Source organism: Tistrella mobilis (assembly GCF_041468085.1).
Taxonomy (GTDB): Bacteria; Pseudomonadota; Alphaproteobacteria; order Tistrellales; family Tistrellaceae; genus Tistrella; species Tistrella mobilis_A.
In genome coordinates this window covers 1535879-1556085 of sequence record NZ_CP121017.1, presented here as the reverse complement: position 1 = coordinate 1556085, position 20207 = coordinate 1535879, and the positions used below count along the sequence as shown (strand labels likewise).

The following is a 20207-nucleotide window of genomic DNA, read 5'->3' as shown; positions in this document are numbered from 1 at the left end:
TCCACGGGGGACCGCGTGAACGCCGATCCTTATCAGACATTGGGTGTGGGCCGCGATGCCACGCCCGACACCATCAAGACCGCCTATCGGCGCCTGGCCAAGGCCTATCACCCGGATCTGCATCCGGGTGATGTCGAGGTGGAGCGCCGGTTCAAGGACGTGTCTGCCGCCTATGCGATCCTCTCCGATCCGTCCCGGCGTGCCGCCTTCGACCGCGGCGAGATCGACAGCGCCGGCAACGGCCGCGCCCGCCCGCGCCCCAAGGGCGGCGACAGCGGCGGTTTCGCCGATTTCTTCTCGGACATCTTCACCGACCCCGCACGCAGCCGCCGCGCCCAGGCCGGGCGTGGTGAAGCCGGCACCGGTACCGCGTCCAGTGCCGGCGGCAGTGGCGGCCGCACCGGCATCCATCGCCGCGGGGTCGATGTCACCTATACCGTGACGGTCGAATTCATCGAGGCCGCCCGCGGCACCCGCAAGCGCATCCGCCTGCCCGAGGGCCGTGAACTGGAAGTCGCGGTGCCCGCCGGTATCCGTGACGGCCAGAAGCTGCGGCTGAACGGCCAGGGCATGCCCGGCTTCGGCAATGCCGAGGCCGGTGATGCGCTGGTTGAGGTGAATGTCCGCCCCCACCCCCTGTTCCGCGCCGAGGGCCGCGACATCCTGATCGATGTGCCCATCACGCTGCCTGAAGCGGTGCTCGGCGCCGGCATCGTCGTCCCCACCCTGGATGGCCCGGTCAGGGTCGCCGTGCCGCCCGGATCCTCGGGCGGACGCCGGCTGCGGCTCAAGGGCCGCGGCATGGGTGCGGAAAAGGGCGATCGCGGCGACCTGTTCGTGGTGCTGAAACTGGTCCTGCCCGATCGCGACGACCCCGCGCTGACGGAATTCGTGAAGCGGTGGAAGCCGCCTGCGGATTACGATCAGGTCCGGCGGCGAGCCGGGATCGAATGACGGCAACGACACCGACGGAAAAGACCCCGTTCTACCGCCCCCTGCTCCGCCGGTTGCGCAGCAACCGGCGGGTCCGCGAACTGACGGTCACCTACGGCCGCTTCAGCCGCGACGGCGCCGACCAGATTGCCGGCCATATCGCCTTCGCCAGCCTGTTTTCCATGTTCCCCTTCCTGATCGTGCTGGTGGTACTGGCCGGCGCGGTCGGCCAGGGTGTTCAGGTTCATACCTTCGTCCTCACCCTGCTCGACTACCTCCCGCCCGATGTCGCCCAGGCGCTGCGCGGGCCGATCGACACGATCATCTTCGGCCCCAAGGGCGGGCTGCTGACCTTCGGCATCCTGACGGCCCTCTGGTCCGCCTCCAATGCGCTCGAAAGCCTGCGCAATGCGCTGAACCGCGCCTTCCGGGTAAAGATGGTCCGGCCGCTCTGGAAGCGGCGGCTGCAAAGCCTGATGCTGGTGGCGGGCGGTGCGCTGGCCCTGCCGGTGGCGCTGGCGCTGCTGGTCTTTCTGCCGATCGTGATCGGGCCGGCGGTCGATTTCTTCGGCCTGTCGGATGCCTGGATCTGGCTGGTCCACACCCTGCGCCCGCCGCTGCTGCTGATCGGTACGGTCACCGTGGTCTGGGGCCTGCTGCGCCTGCTGCCCGATGCGCTGCCGCCGCGCCGGCGGGTGCTTCTGCCGCCGGCCGCGGCGATCGTTCTGGGCTGGATGGCGCTGCTGACCGGCTTTTCCGTCTATCTGCGCCAGACCGGCGGCATGAATGCGGTCTATGGTAGCCTGGGCAGCATGATCGCCACCCTGCTGCTTCTGTACCTGGCGGCCTATGTCTTCCTGCTGGGGGGCTATTGGGCCGCGGTGCGGTCGCGGATCGACCGTCACCGGCACCGACATGCGGCAGCCCGCAGGCTCGCACGACGGCACATGCACCGGCCCGGATGGCGCTGAAATCCGCCTTTTCTGCCCTTCGGGTGGCGATTTGACCGGACCGTGGTTTCGTGTAGGATGCGCCGCACCTGTGCCCGGCCGCCGGCTGCGAGGCACGTCCGCAACCCGCAGGATGCACCCTGTCAAAATCATGGTCCGCCAGGGCCGGCCGCGCCCCCGGCCCCTCCCTGGACCGGCCGCCTGGATACAGCGAGGGGACCGCATGATCGTTCAATCGAACGTGATGGCCGGCAAGCGCGGCCTGATCGTCGGCGTCGCCAATGACCGTTCGATCGCCTGGGGGATCACCAGGGCGGTGACGTCGAACGGCGCCGAGGTGGCACTGACCTATCAGGGCGAGGCGCTGGAAAGGCGGGTCCGCCCGCTTGCCGCCGAGGTTGGCGCAACCCTGGTCGCCCCTTGCGACGTCACGGACGACGACAGCATGAAGGCCCTGTTCGACGCGATCGGCGAGACCTGGGGCCGGCTCGACTTCCTGGTGCACGCCGTCGCCTATTCCGACAAGAACCAGCTGAAGGGCAAGTATGTCGACACCACGCTCGACAACTTCCTGCGCACCATGCAGATCTCTGCCTTCTCTCTGGTGCAGATGGCGCAGTATGCCCGGCCGCTGATGCAGCACGGCGGCAGCATCCTGACGCTCTCCTATCTGGGCGCGGAGCGGGTGATCCCGCATTACAACGTGATGGGCGTGGCCAAGGCGGCTCTCGAATCCAGCGTGCAGTATCTGGCGGCGGATCTGGGCCCTGAGAACATCCGGGTCAATGCCATCTCGGCCGGGCCGATCAAGACGCTGGCCGCCTCGGGCATCGGCGACTTCCGCTACATCATGCGCTGGAACGAGATGAACTCGCCGCTGCGCCGCACGGTCACCATCGAAGAGGTCGGCAACGCCTCGCTGCTGATGCTCTCGGACCTGGGCAGCGGCATCACCGGCGAGGTGATGCATGTCGATGCGGGCTATCACATCGTCGGCATGAAGGCCGAGGATGCGCCCGACATCAATCTGAGCTGACCACAGATCTCTCTCACACCAACATCTTGAAGGATCGGACCGACCATGGCAGGCAACAGTTTCGGCGAGCTTTTCCGCTTCACGAGCTGGGGTGAAAGCCATGGCCCGGCGATCGGCTGCGTGGTCGACGGCGTGCCGCCGCGCCTGGCGCTGACCGAGGCCGACATCCAGCCCTTCCTCGACAAGCGCCGCCCGGGCCAGTCGCGCTTCACCACCCAGCGGCGCGAGCCCGACGAGGTCGAGATCCTGTCGGGCACTTTCGAAGGCCTCACTACCGGCACCCCGGTCAGCCTGCTGATCCGCAACACCGATCAGCGCTCGAAGGATTACGGCGAGATCAAGGACAAGTTCCGTCCGGGTCATGCCGACTTCACCTATCAGGCCAAATACGGCATTCGCGACCATCGCGGCGGCGGCCGGTCCAGCGCGCGCGAAACCGCGGTGCGCGTGGCCGCCGGTGCCGTTGCCCGCAAGGTTCTGGGTGACGGCGTCACCATTCGCGGTGCCCTGGTCGAGATGGGCGGCATCGCCGTCGATCGCAGCCGCTGGGACTGGGACGAGACCGGCCGCAACGACTTCTTCTGCCCCGATGCCGAAACCGCCGCGCGCTGGGCCGAATATCTGGACGGGCTGCGCAAATCCGGCGACAGCTGTGGGGCCGTGATCGAGGTCGTGGCAGAGGGCGTGCCGGTCGGGCTGGGCGATCCGCTCTACGACAAGCTGGATGCCGATCTCGCCAAGGCGATGATGGGCATCAACGCGGTCAAGGCGGTCGAGATCGGCGACGGCTTCGCGGCCGCACGTCTTACCGGCTCGCAGAATGCCGACGAGATGCGGATGCGCGAGGGCAAGCCCGCTTTCCTGGGCAACCGCGCCGGCGGCATCCTGGGCGGCATCGCCAATGGCGAACCGGTGGTGGTGCGCTTTGCGGTCAAGCCGACCAGCTCCATCCTCACCCCCCGGCTCAGCGTCACCCGCGACGGCGCGGATACCGAGGTGGTGACCAAGGGCCGCCACGACCCCTGCGTCGGCATCCGCGCGGTGCCGGTGGGCGAGGCGATGATGGCGGTGGTGCTGGCCGATCACCTGCTGCGCCATCGCGGCCAATGTGGCGGGTGATGCCCGGCTTCTGAAGACAGCCCCGGCCCCGGCAGGCATACTCCCCGGATCACACAAGAACCGGGGAGACGCCCATCCATGTCCGCCGACAAGCCGCTGCAGCTGAAGCCCGAGGTGATGGCCCTGCCCATCCCCGACGAAGCCGGCAATGACGATGATATCCGCGCCTATTACGCGAAGTGCCGCGAAAAGCTCGGCATGGTCCCGCATGTATTGCAGGCCTATACGCTGCGTCCGGAGAAATTCCGCACCTTCAGCCGCTTCTACAACGAACTGATGCTGGGCGACAGCGGGCTCGACAAACTGGAGCGCGAGATGGTCGCGGTGGTGGTCTCGTCGATCAACCGCTGCTATTACTGCCTGGTCGCCCATGGCCAGGCGGTCAGGGCACTGTCGGGTGACCCGAAGCTTGGCGAGATGCTGGTGATGAACTACCGGGTGGCGCCGCTGTCGCACCGTCACCGGGCGATGCTCGATTTCGCCGCCAAAGTGACCGAAACCCCGACGCTGGTCGACGAGGCCGACCGGGCCCGGTTGCGCGATGCAGGCTTTTCTGTCGAAGACATTTTCGATCTCGCCAATGTCATCGGCTTCTACAACATGACCAACCGCATCGCGAGCGCGGTCGACATGCTGCCCAACGACGAATATCACGATATGAACCGCTGACCACAGATTTACCGCAGCGCGCAAATGCCGCTTGCCTCATGATCTTAATTGGCGTGATCATTCCTTTTAAACGCAACCCATAGTTTGCGAAGGAATGGTCCCGCCATGCGAAACGTCAGGATCTTTCACCTCGATGCCTTCGCCGAGCGACTGTTCGCCGGCAATCCGGCGGCGGTCTGCCTGATGGATGCCTGGCTGCCGGTGCCGGTGATGCAGGCGATCGCGGCCGAAAACCGGCTGTCCGAGACCGCCTTCCTGGTGCCCGAGGATCCGGCCGGGTTCGGCACCGGCGATGGCACCGCGGCCGGCCCCTTCCACCTGCGCTGGTTCACCCCCACCACCGAGATGCCGATGTGCGGCCACGCCACGCTGGCGGCCGCTCATGTGGTGTTGAGCAGGCTGGCCCCCGAGGCGCCGGCGGTGGTATTCCGCACCCGTGGCGGGCTGCTTCATGTCGCCCGGGATCCGGAGGCGGACGACCGGCTGTGCCTGTCGCTGCCGCGCGAACGGCTGACCGGGATCGAACCGCGCCCGGCGCTGCTGCGCGCGATCACCGCAGCGCTGGGCGATGTCGCCCCCGCCGCGGTGCTGGAAGGCCGCCACGACTGGTATGTGCTGATGGAAGATCCGGCAGAGGTCGAGGCGGTCCGCCCCGACGACGACGCCATTGCCGCCCTGCCGCCCCGGGCCGTGGCGGTCGCCAGCCTCGCCGACGGCGCCGCGCTGGCCGATGGCGCCGACTATGTCTGCCGCTTCTTCGCTCCCAAGCTCGGCGTGCCCGAGGATCCGGTCACCGGCATCGTCCATGCCGGTCTGGCGCCGCTTTTCGCCGACATGCTGGCCCGCGACCGGCTGGACGGCCTGCAACTCTCTCCCCGCCGCGGCCGGGTGACGGTGATGCCCCGACCGGATCATGTGATGCTGACCGGCCGGGTGGTCGAATACTCCGAAGGCCGGCTCGTCCTCAACCGCCTGGACGTGGAGCGCACCACCGCCGCCGCGCTGGCCGTCGGCCGCCTGCCCCTCACCCTGGCCGCCGGCGCGGGGCTGCGGGCGCGGGGGTAGCGGCACGGCACTGCGGCACTTGGCCTCCCCCTCCCATCGGGCCCTGCCTTGACGAGGTAAGGAAATTTCTTTACTTTTTCAGGTGCACCGGAGACAGGCCATGAATGACAGCACGATCATCGAACGCACCTGCAAGGTCAGTTCCAAGGGGCAGACCACGCTGCCTCTGGCCGTCCGGCAGATTCTCGGGGTTCGGGACGGGGGGAAAATCGTGGTGCGCGCCGACGGCAACCGCATCATCATCGAACCCGCGGAGACGGAACACCAGGATCCGGCTATCGGCGCCTTCCTGAAGCTGATCTCCGACGACATCGCCGCCGCGCGTAATATTGCGGCTCTCCCCGACGACCTGCTCCAGACGCTCAGGCAGGCATTGAAGGAGGTTGATGTCGATCTGGACGAGCCGATTGAAGGTGACGTTTGCCTCTGACGGTGAATGGCTGGACGCTGCTGTTCCACGAGGGGATGATCCGCCAGATCCGCGCCCTGGCCGACGCGTTCCACAAGGCCCGAAGCCGTGATCCTGCCGGGTATCGGAGCAATGCAAACGTCCGTACGCTGGCTGCAATTGCCAAACTGGTGCTGTCGACCATTCCTCAGGATCCAGGCGACACGCGGTACCGGCTCGGCAATACGATGGGTGATGACTACCAACACTGGTCGCGCGCAAAATTCAACCAGAGATTTCGACTCTTCTTTCGCTATGACAGCCGGTCACGAATCATCATCTTTGCCTGGGTGAATGACGAAAAGACAAAGCGCGCCGCGGGCGCGAAAACCGATCCTTACGAGGTCTTCAAAGCCAAGCTTGATCGGGACGACCCTCCCGACGATTGGAATGACCTCCTGGAATCGGCGGAGGAACTGCCCGACGACCTGCAGAAGGCCATGCAGACGAGCCACTCCTCCGACTGAAAGCCATATCCCTCCTGGAAAGAAGGCCCGCCCGATCACCGGGCAGGCCCCATCCTCATATCGCCGGCAACCGCGCCGTCAGAGCGAGCGTGCGATCAGCATCTTCATGATCTCGTTGGCGCCGCCATAAATCTTCTGGATCCGGGCGTCGGTATACATGCGGGCGATTTCGGTTTCTTCGATATAGCCATAGCCGCCGAACATCTGCAGGCAGGCATCGACGGTCTGAACCTGGCGTTCGCTGCACCACCACTTGGCCATCGAAGCGGTGACGTTGTCGAGCCGGTTCTCGGCCAGTTTGACCAGGCAGTCGTCGACGAAGACGCGCGCGATATGGGCCTCGGTCGCAAGCTCGGCCAGGCGGAAGGAAATGGTCTGGAAGTCGAACAGGGTCTTGCCGAAGGCCTTGCGCTCGTGGACATAGGCACGGGTAATCTCGACCGCGTGCTCCATCGCCGCAACCGCCCCCACCGCCAGGATCAGGCGTTCGCGCGGCAGCTGCTCCATCATCTGATAGAAGCCGCGCCCCTCGATGCCGCCCAGCAGGTTGTCGACGGGCGCGCGGGCGCCGTCGAAGAAGAGCTCCGCGGTATCGGCCGCATGCAGGCCGATCTTCTCAAGCGGCCGGCCGGGCTGGAAACCGGGCGCGCCCTTCTCCACACCGATCAGCGAAATGCCCTTGGCCCCCGGCGTGCCGTCGATGCGCACCGCCACCAGCACCAGATCGGCGGCGATGCCGTTGGTGATGAAGGTCTTCTGGCCGTCGATGACATAGTCGTCGCCGTCGCGCCGGCCGCGGGTGGTCAGCGCCTGCAGGTCGGACCCGCCGCCCGGCTCGGTCATCGCGATCGCACCGATCCATTCGCCCGAGCAGAGTTTGGGCAGCCAGCGCCGCTTCTGATCCTCGGTGCCATAGGTCAGCACGTAATGGGTCACGATGCCCGAATGCACGCTGTAGCCGTTGGCGAGATCCGAGCAGCGCCGGTTGATGGTGTCGAGCAGCACCATCTCCTGATAGACGTCGCCGCCGCTGCCGCCCCATTCCTCGGGGATCGCCGCACCCAGCGCACCCATGCCCCCCAGCGCCGTCCAGGCCGAGCGGTCGATCATGCGCTGCCGGCGCCAGCGCGCGGCATGGGGCTTCAGTTCCGCCTCCAGAAAGCGACCGAACTGGTCGCGGAGGCTTTCAAGCTCCGGCGTCATCCACGAAGAGGTCGTCCGGGGAGCAGAAGCGATCATGGGGATGTCTCCGTCGGATCGGGCGCGGCGGGCGGGGCCTGGACATCAGGCCCCGGGCCCGCCGCCGCCAGCAGATATCAGAGCAGGATGCCGCCGCCGCAGACCAGAACCTGGCCGCTGACGTAGTTGCTTTCGGGCGCGCAGAACAGATAGACCGCGTCCGCGGCCTCGTCCGGCGTGCCGGCGCGGCCGAGCGGGATCAGCTGGGCCATGGTGTCGAGCAGCTGATGCTGCACACCGACCTTGATCTCCCGGCCTTCGACATCGATGGTCGCCTGTTCCTTCTCGATCGCCTGGGTCAGACGGGTGGCGATCAGGCCAAAGGCGACGCAGTTCACATTCACCTTGTAGCGGCCCCATTCCTTGCACAGCGTGCGGGTCATGCCGACCAGCGCCGCCTTGGCCGAGGAATAGCTGACCTGGCCGGCATTGCCGTAGAGGCCGGCGATCGACGAGATGTTGACCACCTTGCGGAAGACCTCGCGCCCCTCCTGCGCCTCGCGCTTCGAGAAGATGCGGATCGGCTCGGCCGCGGCCCGCAGGATGCGGAACGGCGCCGTCAGATGAACGTCGATCATCGCCTGGAACTGCTCGTCGGTCATCTTCTGGATGGTCGAGTCCCAGGTGTAGCCCGCATTGTTGACGATGATGTCGAGCCCGCCGAAGCCCTCGACCGCGGTGTTCACGAAGCGGGTGCCGAAATCCTCGGCCGCCACATTGCCGGCGCAGATCAGGGCTTCGCCACCCATCGCGCGGATTTCGGCGGCCACAGCCTCGGCCGGCGCCTCGTCGAGGTCGTTGATCACGACCTTCGCCCCCTCGCTCGCCAGCTTGAGGGCGATGGAGCGGCCGATGCCGCGGCCGGATCCGGAAACCAGCGCGACCTTGCCGTCGAGCTTGCCCATCTTGACGTCACTCCCGATATTTTCTGAGGTTTTTTGAAAAGGGCAGACAGGCCCGGGCCGGATCAGCCGGCGGCGATCAGCGCTTCGCCCTGCACCTTCACCTGGCCGTTCTGGTCGCGGACGGTGACGTCCAGCCGACGGTCGCCCGCCTCGGTGACACCGGTCTCCACGGCCTCCACGGTCAGCCGGTCATGGACCTGGGTGATGGCGGTGAAGCGCACGCCATAGGACTTAAGACGCGAGAGCGGCACCGCCCCGGTCACGGCCCGCGCGGCGAGCCCCATGACCAGCATGCCGTGGGCGAAGACATCGGGGAAACCGGCGGCCTTCGCGAAGTCGATGTCGATATGGATCGGGTTGTGGTCGCCCGAGGCGCCGCCATAGAGCGCCAGCTGGGTACGGGTGATCGGCGGCATCTCCGCCACCACCCGGATCGGTTCGCCGCTCATGCCGCACCTCCGGCCACGGGATTGCGGATCACGGTCACCTGCCGCACATCGGCGACATGGGCACCGTCCGACACCCGCTCGACCCGGATCTCCTCGACCAGGAATTCGAGCGCGCCGCCCTTGCGGTCGAAGATGTCGGCGATCCGGCCGATGAAGCGGATCTCGTCACCCGCCACCACCGGCTCGTGATAGGTGAAGCTCTGCTCGCCATGCAGCACGGTTCCCAGATCCACCCCCAACTCGTCGAGCAGGGCATAGGGCTCGGGCGCATCCAGCATGCGCAGGCAGAACAGATAGGTGGGCGGGATGGGGCAGTCGCGATAGCCGGCGGCCTGCGCCGCGGCCGTATCGTGGTGGATCGGGCTGGTCTCGCCGATCGCATTCAGGAAAAACCGCAGACGGCCGCGTTCGACCGTCGCGGTGACGGGCGGGAGAACCCGCCCGATCGCCGCTCTATCGAGCATGGATGATCATCCTCTCCTGCTCGATGCCGGTCAGGCGCGGTCGTAGAGCGAGATGACGCAGGCACCGCCCAGACCCAGATTGTGCTGAAGCGCGATCTTCGCACCCTCCACCTGGCGCGGACCGGCCTGGCCGCGCAGCTGCCAGACCAGTTCGGCGCACTGGGCAAGGCCGGTCGCACCCAGCGGATGGCCCTTGGAGATCAGCCCGCCCGAGGGGTTGGTGACGACGCGGCCGCCATAGGTGTTGTCGCCGTCCATGATGAACTTCTCGGCCGTGCCCTCGGGCGTCAGCCGGAGCGCTTCGTACGAGATCAGCTCGTTGGCGGTGAAGCAGTCATGCATCTCCACCACGCTCACATCCATCGGGTCGACGCCGGTCTGCTCATAGACCGCATCGGCCGCGGCGCGGGCCATGTCGTAGCCCACCGCCTTCATCATGCTCTTCTCGCCGAAGCTGGACGGGAAGTCGGTGGTCATCACCTGGGCGCGCAGGCGGATGGCGTCGGTCAGGCCGTGCTTGCGGGCGAAGGCTTCCGACACCACCACCGCCGCCGCGGCGCCGCAGGTCGGCGGGCAGCACTGCAGGCGGGTGAGCGGCCCGTACATGTGCTTGGAGGCCAGCACCTCTTCCACCGAGGTCGGCGTGCGGAAGATCGCCCGCTCGTTATGCTCGGCATGGCGGCGTGCCTTCACCGAGATCATCGCGAAAGCGGCGTCGCTCGCCCCGTATTTCTGCTGGTATTCCTTGCCGGCGCCGCCGAACAGGCGGATGGCCATCGGCGCCTCGGCGGCGGGATCGAATTCCTTGGCGACCTCGATGAACTTCGCCATCGGGCTCGGCCGGTCCTGATAGACATCGGCGAGCGCGCCCGGGACCATCTGCTCGAAGCCCAGCGCCAGCACGCAGTCCGCCGCACCCGAGGCCACCGCCTGCCGCGCCAGGAACAGCGCCGACGAGCCGGTCGAGCAGTTGTTGTTGACGTTCACCACCGGGATGCCGGACATGCCGACTTCGTAGAGCGCCGCCTGACCGCAGGTGCTGTCGCCATAGACATAACCGACATAGGCCTGCTGGATCTGGTCGTAGCCGATGCCGGCATCGGCCAGGGCCTGACGGGCAGCCTCGGCCCCCATATCGCTATAGGGCGCGCTGGTGCCCGGCTTCACGAACGGGATCATGCCGACGCCCGCGATCCTCACGCTCTCGACCATAATGAGCTTTCCTCGCCTGTTGGGGGGGACGACTGCCCTCAAGGCTCGCCGTCCTTGGGATGACTGGGCCCTTGGGATGACTGGGCTTATGGACGGGCCCGGCGGCCGGTCGCCGCGACGGGCATGGACATTTTCTTTTACCCATGGGTAAGATAGCGAATACGAAGTCGGGCCGTCAATCGTCCGGATTGTGATGCGCGGCCGTTCCGATCCCGGGCCGGTCGTGCGATCATCACGCGGATCTGCCCACCGGCCCGCTCCGGCGGTTCCGGGGGGCGGCGATCCGAGGCCCGTGCAGCAGAGAGATCAGACCCCCCGTGCAGATCGAGATTCCCGCCTCCCCCTGGAAGCCCGCCGCCGAACGCCAGCGCGACCGCGACGCCAAGCGTGATGCGGTGCTGCGTACGGCAGCGCGGCTGTTCGTCGAGAACGGCTTCCACCGGACCAAGATGGCGGACGTGGCCGAGCGGCTGCACATCACCAAGCCCGCGCTCTACCACTATTTCCGCAACAAGGAAGACATCCTCTACGCCTGCTATCAGCTGGGCGGAGAGCTGATCGAATCCGAGCTTGCCGATGTCGACGATGCAGGCAAGCGCGGGCTGGACCGGGCGGTGGCCTTCCTCAGGGCCTATACGCTCAACATGACCGCCGATTTCGGCATGTGCCTGGTCAGCGTGGATGATCGCGATCTGGCGCCCGAAAGCCGGCGGAAGGTGCGTGACTGGAAGCGGTCGATCGACACCAGGCTGCGCGGCTATATCGCCCAGGGCGTCGCCGACGGGTCGATCCGCGAGGTCGACACCCGCATCGCCGCCTTTCTGCTGGCAGGTGCGGTCAACTGGGTCGGCCAGTGGTTCCGCGAAGACGGGCCGCGCACGGCCGAAGAAATCGCCGACGTCATGGCAGACATGGCGCGGCACGCGCTGGCACGTTAGGGCCCCGGCGGCGGCCCGCCGCCCTGCCCTCCCCCCGTGCCGGCGTTCCTGCCCGATCCGCCCGGAAAAGAAGTGCGGACGGCATACCGGAGGCAACGCTCAAACTCACTGGGAGGATATATGGGCATCACATCAGGGCTCCGACGGACGATCGCGATCGCCCGCGATCGGACCTCGACGATCTGCGCGGGCCGCACCCGCAACTGGGGAGAAACCGCCGACCGCGTCGCCCGCATCGCCGGCGCCTTCCGGGCATTGGGGCTGGAGGATGGCGACCGCGTCGCGCTGCTGACGCTGAATTCCGACCGCTACATCGAATTCTACCTCGCCACCCCCTGGGCGGGCGGCGTGATCGTGCCTCTGAACATCCGCTGGAGCCGCGCCGAAAATGCCGATGCGATCGAGGATTGCGGCGCCAGCCTGCTGATCGTCGACGATGCCTTCGCCGAAATGGGCCGGGCGATTGCGGCGGCCTCGGGCTCGCAATTCGCGCTCATCTATGCCGGCGACGGGCCGGCCCCCGAAGACATGCCCCATATCGAAGATCTGATCCGGAGCCATGATCCGGTCCCCGATGCCGAACGCGGCGGAGACGATCTGTTCGGGATCTTCTACACCGGCGGGACCACCGGCCGGTCGAAGGGCGTGATGCTGTCGCACGAGAACATCATCACCAACAGCCTGCACGCGCTTGCCGAAGGCATGTTCCCCGACGGCACGATCTATCTGCACAGCGCACCGATGTTTCACCTGGCCGACGGCGCAGCGACCTTCTCCCTGCTGATGAAGGGCGAGCCGCATGTGATCATCCCCTCTTTCACGCCCGAAGGCGTGATGAAGGCGATCCAGGAGCACAAGGTGACCTCGGCCCTGCTGGTGCCGACCATGATCCAGATGCTGGTCGACCATCCGGCGATCGGCAATTACGACCTCTCCTCGCTGAAGCGGATCATCTACGGCGCCGCGCCGATCACCGAGGCCGTGCTCGATCGTGCCTCGACAAGGCTGCCGGGGGTGGAGTTCATGCAGGCCTATGGCATGACCGAGCTTTCCCCCGTCGCCACCCTGCTTCACCCGGAAGAACATGTGGGCGAAAGCCGGGCCAAAGGCCGCCACCGCTCGGCCGGCCGGGCAGTGATCGGCTGCGAGGTGCGCATCGTCGATGCCGATGACCGGCCGGTGCCGGTGGGCGAGGTGGGCGAGGTGGTCGTGCGCGGCCGCAATGTCATGATGGGCTATTGGGAACGCCCGGAAGAGACCGCGAAGGCGATCGTCGACGGCTGGATGCACACCGGCGACGGCGCGCGCATGGACGAGGACGGCTTCATCTATATCGTCGACCGGGTGAAGGACATGATCATCTCCGGCGGCGAGAACGTCTATTCGCTGGAGGTCGAAAACGTCGTCGCCCGCCATCCGGACGTCGCCCAATGCGCGGTGATCGGCATCCCCGACGAGCATTGGGGCGAAATCGTCCATGCCGTGGTGGTGCCGAAATCCGATGCCCGCCCCACGGCCGAAGAGATCATCGCCTTCTGCAAGCAGCACATCGCCGGCTACAAATGCCCGCGCAGCGTCGAAATCCGCGACGAACCGCTGCCCATGTCCGGCGCCGGCAAGATCCTGAAGCGGGATCTGCGCAAGCCCTATTGGGAAGGGCGGGACCGGCGGGTGAACTGAGGTCGATCACATCACTTGTGCCTCCCGCCGCCGGAGATCATATACTTGGTCAGCCAGCGGCGGGAGGACAAGCCAATGACAACCTGGAAAGTTGCTCAGGCCCAGGCACAACTTGAAGATGTGATTGATCGCGCTCGCCGCGAAGGTCCCCAGACCATCGCGGATGACGGGGATGCCGGGGTCGTGGTGCTTTCCCTTGAAGATTATCGTGCGCTCGTTAATCGTAAGCCCGATTTTCGTGAATATCTTCTAGGCGGTCCGAAGATCGACGATTTCGATATCCCGCGCGACAAAGATACGGGCCGGGATATCGCCCTGTGATGAGGGAAGCAGGATATCTTTTCGACACCAATGTCATCTCAGAAACACGCCGGCGCCACATGGATGCGTCAGTGTGGTCGTTTCTGACGTCGACCAGAGCTGAGCAGCTGTATTTGAGCGTGCTGACAATCGGCGAGCTTCGGAAAGGCATATCGTCCGTGGCTCGCCGGGATGTCGTATACGCACAGGAACTCGCGAGCCGGTGACCAACCTCGAAGAACACTATGCGTCCCGTCTGCTGGTGGTGGACCAGGCCGTCGCGCGGCAATGGGGCGATTTGGCCGTACAGCGCAGCCGGCCCATCATCGATACACTCATAGCCGCCACGGCCCTCGTCCATGGTCTCACCCTGGTCACACGAAACGTCAAGGATGTCGCTGACACTGGGGTGGAACTGCTCAATCCATGGCAGACATCCTTCACTTCCTGACCGGCCCGCCCGTCGCAGGGTCGGTGGCGATATAGGGCAGGCCCTGCTCCTTCCAGGCGCTCATGCCGCCGGCCATATGGGCGATGCGGTCGAAGCCGGCAGCGGCGCAGCGTTCGGCCATGCGGGTGGAGCGCATGCCCGATCCGCAATGCAGCACGATGCGACGGCTGTCCTGGGGTGGCAGGAAGCGCGGATCGAAGAAGGCCATCGGCATCAGCAGGGCGCCCTCGATATGTTCCACCGCATATTCCTGCGGGGTGCGGACATCGATCAGCACGATTTCCCCCGCCGCCAGGGCGGCACGGGTCTCTTCGGGGGTATAGGCGTCGAATTCGGTGATGCCCAGAATCTCGCGGGTCGGCATGGGGCCGGACCTTTCCTTGCTGCGGATGGCTGCCCCTGATCATCTTCAGATCGCCCGTCCTGTCCTTGCGGAATCTCAAAGCGCGCCCCAGCCTTCGCCGCCAGGATCGGCTGTGCCCCGACCCCGTGCAGCCCAAGGGAGGTCCGTCATGCCCGTCACAACCGATGCCGCAATCCGGGCGGCGCTGGACGAAGCCTGGCGGGCAGCGGCGATCGCCGAAGCGGTGATCGCGCGCTTCGGGCCGGTCATGCCCTTCCGCAACCTGCTGATGTCGGATTACCTGCACGCGGCGACCCTGATCCGCCTGCTTGCGGCCCGCGGCTTCTCTGCGCCCGAGCGCCCGGTCGCCGCCCCGCCGGCCCTGCCGGAGGATCTGTCCGCTGCCTGCCGGATGGCGGCCGACGGCGCCGTGGCGGCGATCGGATGCTATGAAGGCCGGCTGCTGCCGGCTGTCCGCGGCGATCCCGATGCCGAAGCCGTGCTGATGCGCCTGCATGACGCGCTGCGCCATGTTCAGCTGCCGACCCTGCTCCACTGGGCGGAGATGCATGGCTGCCCTGCCCCGGCTGCGGCATCCTGACAGGGAATTCATTTTTGCCATGCTGCGTTGCGGCATAGACTCGGCCCGTCGATGAGATCGTCGAGCCTCCGCCCCGGACGGCTGACCCCGCCCGGACGCGCAGCCGGAGACCCGGCGACGCCGTGCAAAGGAAGTCGCTCATGTCGTCGAAATCCGTCGCATCCCCCGGCGCAGCCACCCCCAGCGCCGTTCCCGCCTTCTGGCCGCTGGCCATGGCCAGCGACATGCTGCAGCAGGGGCTGGAGCTGTATGCCCGCAACGCGAAATTCGTCGAGGAAGAGATCCGCATCCATGATGATCTCCGGCCGAAGCTCGCCACACCCAACCGGCTGCGCCTGGATCTCAGGACCATGGCGTTGCGCGATTACGGCCAGGAGAGCCGGGGCATTCCGACGCTGGTAAATGCCCCCTATGCCGGCCATACCGCAATGATCGCGGATTACCACCAGGGCCAGAGCCTGGTCGAAACCCTGCTCGCCAACGGCATCGGCCATGTCGCGCTGACCGATTGGAAAAGCGCCACGGCCGACATGAAAGACCTGGAGATCGACGACTATCTGGCCCAGCTGGTGGTTGCGATCGACGATCTGGGCGGGCGGGTCAATCTGGTCGGTCTCTGTCAGGGCGGCTGGACCTCGGCCATGATCGCCGCCCGCTTCCCCGACAAGGTGAATTCACTGGTACTGGCCGGCGCGCCGATCGATACCGATGCCGGCGACGGGCCGATCAAGCGCATGGCCCATGCCTCGCCGATGGCCTTTTACGAGGATCTGGTGAAGCTGGGCGGCGGTCTGATGCGCGGCAAGTTCATGCTGCAGGGCTGGAAGAACATGCATCCCGAGCAGCATTACATCCAGTCTCATATCGATCTCTACGAGCATATCGACGACCCGGCCTATCTGGCCAAGGAAGAGGTATTCGAAAGCTGGTACGAGAATCCGCTCGATCTGCCCGGGCGCTGGTATCTTCAGGCGATCCGTCTGCTGTTCAAGGAGAACCGGCTGGCAAAGGGCGATTTCACCGCACTCGGCCGCCGGCTGGACCTGAAGACGATCACCTGCCCGACCTATCTTCTGGCCGGCGCCGGCGACGACATCACCACGCCGGAACAGGTGCTGGACGCGGCGAAATACATCGGCACGCCCGCAGCCGACATCGTGCAGCAGACCGTGCCTGGCGGGCATATCGGCCTGTTCATGGGGGCGCGCACGCTGAGGGACGACTGGCCGGGGATTGCCCGCTGGATCGCCAGCCAGGGTTGAGGGCCAGGATCAGCCGGCGATTTCTGCGAGCGCCGCCCGGTCGCAGCGCACCAGATTGTGCGACAGCGTGGTCAGCGCGCCGCTGCGGCGGAACTCGGAAATCGTCCGGCTGGTGGTCTCCAGCGTCACCCCCAGGATCGCCCCCAGATCCTCGCGGCTGAACAGCCGCACCGGCTGATCGGGGGCGTCCTCGCTCAGCCACAGCAGCAGCCGGGCAAGGCGCTGGCGGGCATGGCCGGTGGCAAGCTCGGTCAGAAAGTCGTCGGCCACGCTCAACGCCTCGTACCATTTCTCCATCAGCCGCTGATGCAGCCGCGGCGTCTCGGTCTGCAGGCGGGTCACCACCGATGTCGGGATCCGGCAGAATTCCACCGGCTGCAAGGCCATCGCGGCATGGGGATAGGTCGGCCGGACCAGCGCCTCGATCCCGGCGACACCGCCCGCCCGCACCAGCCGCACGATGCGCTGGCCGCCATCGGGCTGGATATGGACCAGTTTCACCAGCCCGCTGCGGATGGTGAACACCGCCCCTGCCGGATCATCCAGCCCGTAGAGCCCGGCGCCCGCCGGGATGCTGCGTTCTTCGATCGGCAGGTGGATATGGGCGAAATCCTCCGCCTCCAGATCGGCGAAAAGCGCAAGGCGGCGGATGCCGCAGCTCTGGCACGCGGCAAGCCCCTTCCAGGCGGCGGCAATCCGGGTTGGCTGCACGGGCTTGACCTCTCGTGAGGGGCGGGACCTCTCGGGATGCACGGGCCGCCGGTCAGTCCCCGGCGGCATCCCCGTCAGCTTCGCCCGGATCGCGCGGCATGAAAAGCCCCGCGCCGCCGGTGGTGAAGCGTGCCACGATCAGGAATTCGACATTGCCGTCAGGGCCCTTGATCGGGCTTGGCGTCACCCCGGCCACCTCGACGCCGGGAAGGCCCGCGAACCAGCCGGAAATCGTCTCCACCACTTCGGCATGCAGTTCGGGCTCGCGCACGATGCCGCCCTTGCCGACCCGGCCCTTGCCGACCTCGAATTGCGGCTTGATCAGCGCGACCGCCAGCCCGCCCGGCTTCAGCCGCGACAGGGCGGCGGGCAGAACCGTGCGCAGGCCGATGAAACTGGCATCGCAGACCACCCAGTCGACCGGCTCGGGCACATGCTCTGCGGTCAGATAGCGGGCGTTCAGTTTCTCAAGCACCACCACCCGCTCGTCCTGCCGCAGCTTCCAGGCCAGTTGGCCATGCCCCACATCGACCGCATAGACCCGGGCGGCGCCGCGGGTCAGCAGCACATCGGTGAAGCCGCCGGTCGAGGCACCGACATCGATCGCAACCGCCCCAGTCGGGTCCAGGCCGAACTGGTCGATGGCCCCCTGCAGCTTCAGCCCCCCGCGGGAGACCCAGGGATGATCGGCCCCCTTGACCAGCAAAGCCGCCTCCGGCTTCACCTTCGTGCCGGGCTTGGTTTCCTTGCGGTCGTCGACGAAGACGTGGCCTGCCATGATCAGTGCCTGGGCACGGCTGCGCGTCTCCACAAGCCCGCGGTCGACAAGGGCCTGGTCCAGGCGGGTGGTTGCGGTGGCCATGGGGCAGCGGTCCGGATCAGGCGCGGCTGTTGGTGGTCAGCACCACATCGACGTCGTTATGGCCCAGCGCTTCCAGCGCCTTGGCCACGATCGCCTGCACGCCGAGGCCCGCCATCTCCACCTGATCGCGCGGGCTGGCATGGTCGATGAACAGATCCGGCAGCATCATCGGGCGCAGCTTCAGCCCGCGCTCGATCAGTGCGCCGTCACACAGCAGCTGGGTCACCTGGCTCGCGAAGCCGCCGATGGCGTTCTCCTCGATGGTGATCAGCACCTCGTGTTCGGATGCCAGGCGGCGGACCAGATCGGCGTCGACCGGCTTGGCGAAGCGGGCATCGGCGACAGTGGTCGAATAGCCGCGGGCGGTGAGTTCCTCCCCCGCCTTCAGCGCGTCGGCGACCCGGCTGCCCAGCGCCAGGATGGCGACCTTGGTGCCCTCGCGCAGGATACGGCCGCGGCCGATCTCAAGCGGGGTGCCGCGCGCCGGCAGGGGCACACCCAGCCCCTCACCGCGCGGGTAGCGCACGGCGCTCGGCCGGTCGTCGATCAGGGCGGCGGTCGCCACCATATGCATCAACTCGGCCTCGTCGGCCGGCGCCATCACCACGAAATCGGGCAGACAGCACAGATAGGTCAGGTCGAACGAGCCCATATGCGTGGCGCCGTCGGCACCGACCAGGCCGGCGCGGTCGATGGCGAAGCGCACCGGCAGGCGCTGGATGGCGACGTCGTGCACCACCTGGTCGTAGGCGCGCTGCAGGAAGGTCGAATAGATGGTGGCGAAGGGCTTCATGCCCTCGGCGGCAAGGCCGGCCGCGAAGGTCACGGCATGCTGCTCGGCGATACCGACATCGAACACCCGGTCGGGGAAGCGCCGGCCGAAGCGGTCGAGCCCCGTGCCGGTCGGCATGGCGGCGGTCACCGCCAGCACCCGCGGATCATGCTCGGCCTCTGCGATCAGTGCATCGGCGAAGACATTGGTATAGCTGGGGGCGCCCGCCGCCGGCTTGACCTGGGCGCCGGTCACCACGTCGAACTTCGCCACGCCGTGATACTTGTCCGCCGCCTTTTCGGCCGGCGGATAGCCCTTGCCCTTCTGGGTGACGATGTGGATCAGCACCGGCCCATCCTGGTCGGCGTCGCGCACGTTCAGCAGCACCGGCAGCAGGTGATCCAGATTGTGGCCGTCGATCGGGCCGACATAATAGAAGCCCAGTTCCTCGAACAGCGTGCCGCCGGTGACCAGGCCGCGGGCGAATTCCTCGGCCCGCCGCGCCGCCTGCTCCAGCGGCTTGGGGAAGACCCGGGCCATCTGCTTGGCGATGTCGCGAAGCGAACGGTAGGAGCGCGACGAGATCAGCCGCGAGAGATAGGCGCTCATCGCCCCCGTCGGCGGCGCGATCGACATGTCGTTGTCGTTCAGGATCACGATCAGCCGGTCGGGCATAGCGCCGGCATTGTTCATGGCCTCGTACGCCATGCCGGCGCTCATTGCGCCGTCGCCGATCACGGCGATCACCCGCCGCTCCGCTTCGCCCTTCAGCCGGCTCGCGACCGCCATGCCAAGGCCGGCGGAGATCGAGGTAGAGCTGTGCGCGGCACCGAAGGGGTCGTATTCGCTTTCGTCGCGCCTGGTGAAGCCCGACAGCCCGTCCTTCTGGCGCAGCGTGCGGATGCGATCGCGCCGGCCGGTCAGGATCTTATGCGGGTAGCACTGATGGCCGACATCCCAGATCAGCCGGTCGCGCGGCGTGTCGAAGACATGATGGATCGCGACACTCAGCTCAACCACGCCGAGCCCTGCGCCCAGATGGCCGCCGGTGACCGAGACCGCCGAGACGGTTTCAGCCCGCAGCTCATCGGCCAGCTGGCGGAGCTGGTCGCGGTTGAAGCCGCGGATATCGGCCGGCACCCGAACGGTGTCGAGCAGCGGGGTGGACGGGCGATCGGACACTGGCGACCTCTCCTCGCGCACGCGATGTTTTGTTGACCGATGCGGCAGAAGACGACCCCGCCGCATCGGGAGCCCCGTTTCTTAGGGCTCTCGGCCTGCCCTTGCAACCCGCAACGACGGATATCGCCGCGGGGATCAGGCATTACCGG

General features: G+C 66.8%; 23 protein-coding genes. 14 read left to right on the top strand and 9 right to left on the bottom strand.

Annotation, left to right across the window (positions count from 1 at the left end; genetic code table 11):
* The first annotated feature begins 15 nt into the window (after window positions 1-15).
* The 8 genes from P7L68_RS12870 (at window position 16) to P7L68_RS12835 (ending at window position 6687) form a co-directional block, all read left to right on the top strand.
* Window positions 16-954, top strand: a complete 939-nt coding sequence (locus P7L68_RS12870; RefSeq protein WP_372005987.1) for a DnaJ C-terminal domain-containing protein — start codon at window positions 16-18, stop codon at window positions 952-954.
* Window positions 951-1904, top strand: coding sequence for a YihY/virulence factor BrkB family protein (locus P7L68_RS12865; RefSeq protein WP_372005984.1), 954 nt, complete (start codon window positions 951-953; stop codon window positions 1902-1904). The genes P7L68_RS12870 and P7L68_RS12865 overlap by 4 nt, the downstream gene beginning before the upstream one ends.
* A 202-nt stretch (window positions 1905-2106) precedes the next feature.
* Window positions 2107-2919 carry an enoyl-ACP reductase FabI gene (gene fabI / locus P7L68_RS12860; protein ID WP_372005981.1) on the top strand — a complete coding sequence of 271 codons (813 nt, stop codon included), beginning with the start codon at window positions 2107-2109 and terminating at the stop codon, window positions 2917-2919.
* Window positions 2920-2964: 45 nt separating this feature from the next.
* Window positions 2965-4038: a chorismate synthase gene (aroC, locus tag P7L68_RS12855; protein WP_372005979.1), complete on the top strand. Its 1074-nt coding sequence runs from the start codon at window positions 2965-2967 to the stop codon at window positions 4036-4038.
* A gap of 78 nt (window positions 4039-4116) precedes the next feature.
* Window positions 4117-4707: a peroxidase-related enzyme gene (locus tag P7L68_RS12850; protein ID WP_372005976.1), complete on the top strand. Its 591-nt coding sequence runs from the start codon at window positions 4117-4119 to the stop codon at window positions 4705-4707.
* 105 nt (window positions 4708-4812) lie between these two features.
* Entirely contained in the window at window positions 4813-5772 is a 960-nt protein-coding gene (locus tag P7L68_RS12845; protein ID WP_372005974.1) for a PhzF family phenazine biosynthesis protein, read from the top strand.
* A gap of 100 nt (window positions 5773-5872) precedes the next feature.
* A complete protein-coding gene (locus tag P7L68_RS12840) occupies window positions 5873-6202 on the top strand; it encodes a type II toxin-antitoxin system PrlF family antitoxin (protein WP_296715348.1) in 330 nt (109 codons plus the stop codon).
* A complete protein-coding gene (locus P7L68_RS12835; protein ID WP_372005972.1) occupies window positions 6193-6687 on the top strand; it encodes a type II toxin-antitoxin system YhaV family toxin in 495 nt (164 codons plus the stop codon). Before P7L68_RS12840 ends, P7L68_RS12835 begins: the two co-directional genes overlap by 10 nt.
* Window positions 6688-6765: 78 nt before the next feature.
* Here the strand turns inward: P7L68_RS12835 and P7L68_RS12830 are convergent, their stop codons facing one another.
* The 5 genes from P7L68_RS12830 to P7L68_RS12810 all read right to left on the bottom strand — a co-directional run bounded on the left by P7L68_RS12830 (window position 6766) and on the right by P7L68_RS12810 (window position 10956).
* On the bottom strand, window positions 6766-7926 hold the full coding sequence (locus tag P7L68_RS12830; protein WP_372005969.1) for an acyl-CoA dehydrogenase family protein: 1161 nt from the start codon (window positions 7924-7926) through the stop codon (window positions 6766-6768).
* A gap of 77 nt (window positions 7927-8003) precedes the next feature.
* On the bottom strand, window positions 8004-8831 hold the full coding sequence (locus tag P7L68_RS12825; protein WP_372005966.1) for an SDR family NAD(P)-dependent oxidoreductase: 828 nt from the start codon (window positions 8829-8831) through the stop codon (window positions 8004-8006).
* Window positions 8832-8893: 62 nt separating this feature from the next.
* Window positions 8894-9280: a MaoC/PaaZ C-terminal domain-containing protein gene (locus tag P7L68_RS12820; protein ID WP_014744495.1), complete on the bottom strand. Its 387-nt coding sequence runs from the start codon at window positions 9278-9280 to the stop codon at window positions 8894-8896.
* Window positions 9277-9744 carry a MaoC family dehydratase N-terminal domain-containing protein gene (locus P7L68_RS12815; protein WP_345959649.1) on the bottom strand — a complete coding sequence of 156 codons (468 nt, stop codon included), beginning with the start codon at window positions 9742-9744 and terminating at the stop codon, window positions 9277-9279. The genes P7L68_RS12820 and P7L68_RS12815 overlap by 4 nt, the downstream gene beginning before the upstream one ends.
* A 30-nt stretch (window positions 9745-9774) precedes the next feature.
* A complete protein-coding gene (locus tag P7L68_RS12810; protein WP_014744493.1) occupies window positions 9775-10956 on the bottom strand; it encodes a lipid-transfer protein in 1182 nt (393 codons plus the stop codon).
* Window positions 10957-11273: 317 nt separating this feature from the next.
* On the opposite strand from P7L68_RS12810, the gene P7L68_RS12805 reads away from it, so the two are divergent.
* The 4 genes from P7L68_RS12805 to P7L68_RS12790 all read left to right on the top strand — a co-directional run bounded on the left by P7L68_RS12805 (window position 11274) and on the right by P7L68_RS12790 (window position 14325).
* Window positions 11274-11894, top strand: a complete 621-nt coding sequence (locus tag P7L68_RS12805; RefSeq protein ID WP_372005964.1) for a TetR/AcrR family transcriptional regulator — start codon at window positions 11274-11276, stop codon at window positions 11892-11894.
* 120 nt (window positions 11895-12014) lie between these two features.
* Window positions 12015-13574 carry a long-chain fatty acid--CoA ligase gene (locus P7L68_RS12800; RefSeq protein WP_372005961.1) on the top strand — a complete coding sequence of 520 codons (1560 nt, stop codon included), beginning with the start codon at window positions 12015-12017 and terminating at the stop codon, window positions 13572-13574.
* Window positions 13575-13619: 45 nt separating this feature from the next.
* Window positions 13620-13895: a type II toxin-antitoxin system prevent-host-death family antitoxin gene (locus P7L68_RS12795; RefSeq protein WP_372005959.1), complete on the top strand. Its 276-nt coding sequence runs from the start codon at window positions 13620-13622 to the stop codon at window positions 13893-13895.
* Between the two features lie 151 nt (window positions 13896-14046).
* Window positions 14047-14325, top strand: coding sequence for a PIN domain-containing protein (locus tag P7L68_RS12790; protein WP_372006837.1), 279 nt, complete (start codon window positions 14047-14049; stop codon window positions 14323-14325).
* Here the strand turns inward: P7L68_RS12790 and P7L68_RS12785 are convergent.
* Entirely contained in the window at window positions 14315-14689 is a 375-nt protein-coding gene (locus tag P7L68_RS12785; protein ID WP_372005956.1) for a rhodanese-like domain-containing protein, read from the bottom strand. The two genes, P7L68_RS12790 and P7L68_RS12785, sit on opposite strands and share 11 nt — an antisense overlap.
* A 148-nt stretch (window positions 14690-14837) precedes the next feature.
* Between P7L68_RS12785 and P7L68_RS12780 the strand changes: the two genes are divergently transcribed.
* Complete coding sequence (locus P7L68_RS12780; protein WP_372005953.1) at window positions 14838-15269, top strand: DUF2202 domain-containing protein; 432 nt, start codon at window positions 14838-14840, stop codon at window positions 15267-15269.
* Window positions 15270-15409: 140 nt separating this feature from the next.
* The gene (locus tag P7L68_RS12775) at window positions 15410-16531 is read left to right on the top strand and encodes an alpha/beta fold hydrolase (protein WP_372005950.1); all 1122 of its coding nucleotides are present in this window, start codon (window positions 15410-15412) and stop codon (window positions 16529-16531) included.
* Window positions 16532-16540: 9 nt separating this feature from the next.
* On the opposite strand, the gene P7L68_RS12770 is transcribed toward P7L68_RS12775, so the two are convergent.
* From P7L68_RS12770 to dxs, 3 genes are read right to left on the bottom strand one after another with little or no spacing between them, the layout of a single operon-like run.
* Window positions 16541-17242 (bottom strand): Crp/Fnr family transcriptional regulator, encoded by a 702-nt coding sequence (locus P7L68_RS12770; protein ID WP_372005947.1) that lies wholly within the window; start codon window positions 17240-17242, stop codon window positions 16541-16543.
* Window positions 17243-17294: 52 nt separating this feature from the next.
* Window positions 17295-18104, bottom strand: coding sequence for a TlyA family RNA methyltransferase (locus tag P7L68_RS12765; RefSeq protein ID WP_372005944.1), 810 nt, complete (start codon window positions 18102-18104; stop codon window positions 17295-17297).
* Between the two features lie 16 nt (window positions 18105-18120).
* The gene (gene dxs, locus P7L68_RS12760; RefSeq protein WP_372005941.1) at window positions 18121-20058 is read right to left on the bottom strand and encodes a 1-deoxy-D-xylulose-5-phosphate synthase; all 1938 of its coding nucleotides are present in this window, start codon (window positions 20056-20058) and stop codon (window positions 18121-18123) included.
* Window positions 20059-20207 lie beyond the last annotated feature (149 nt).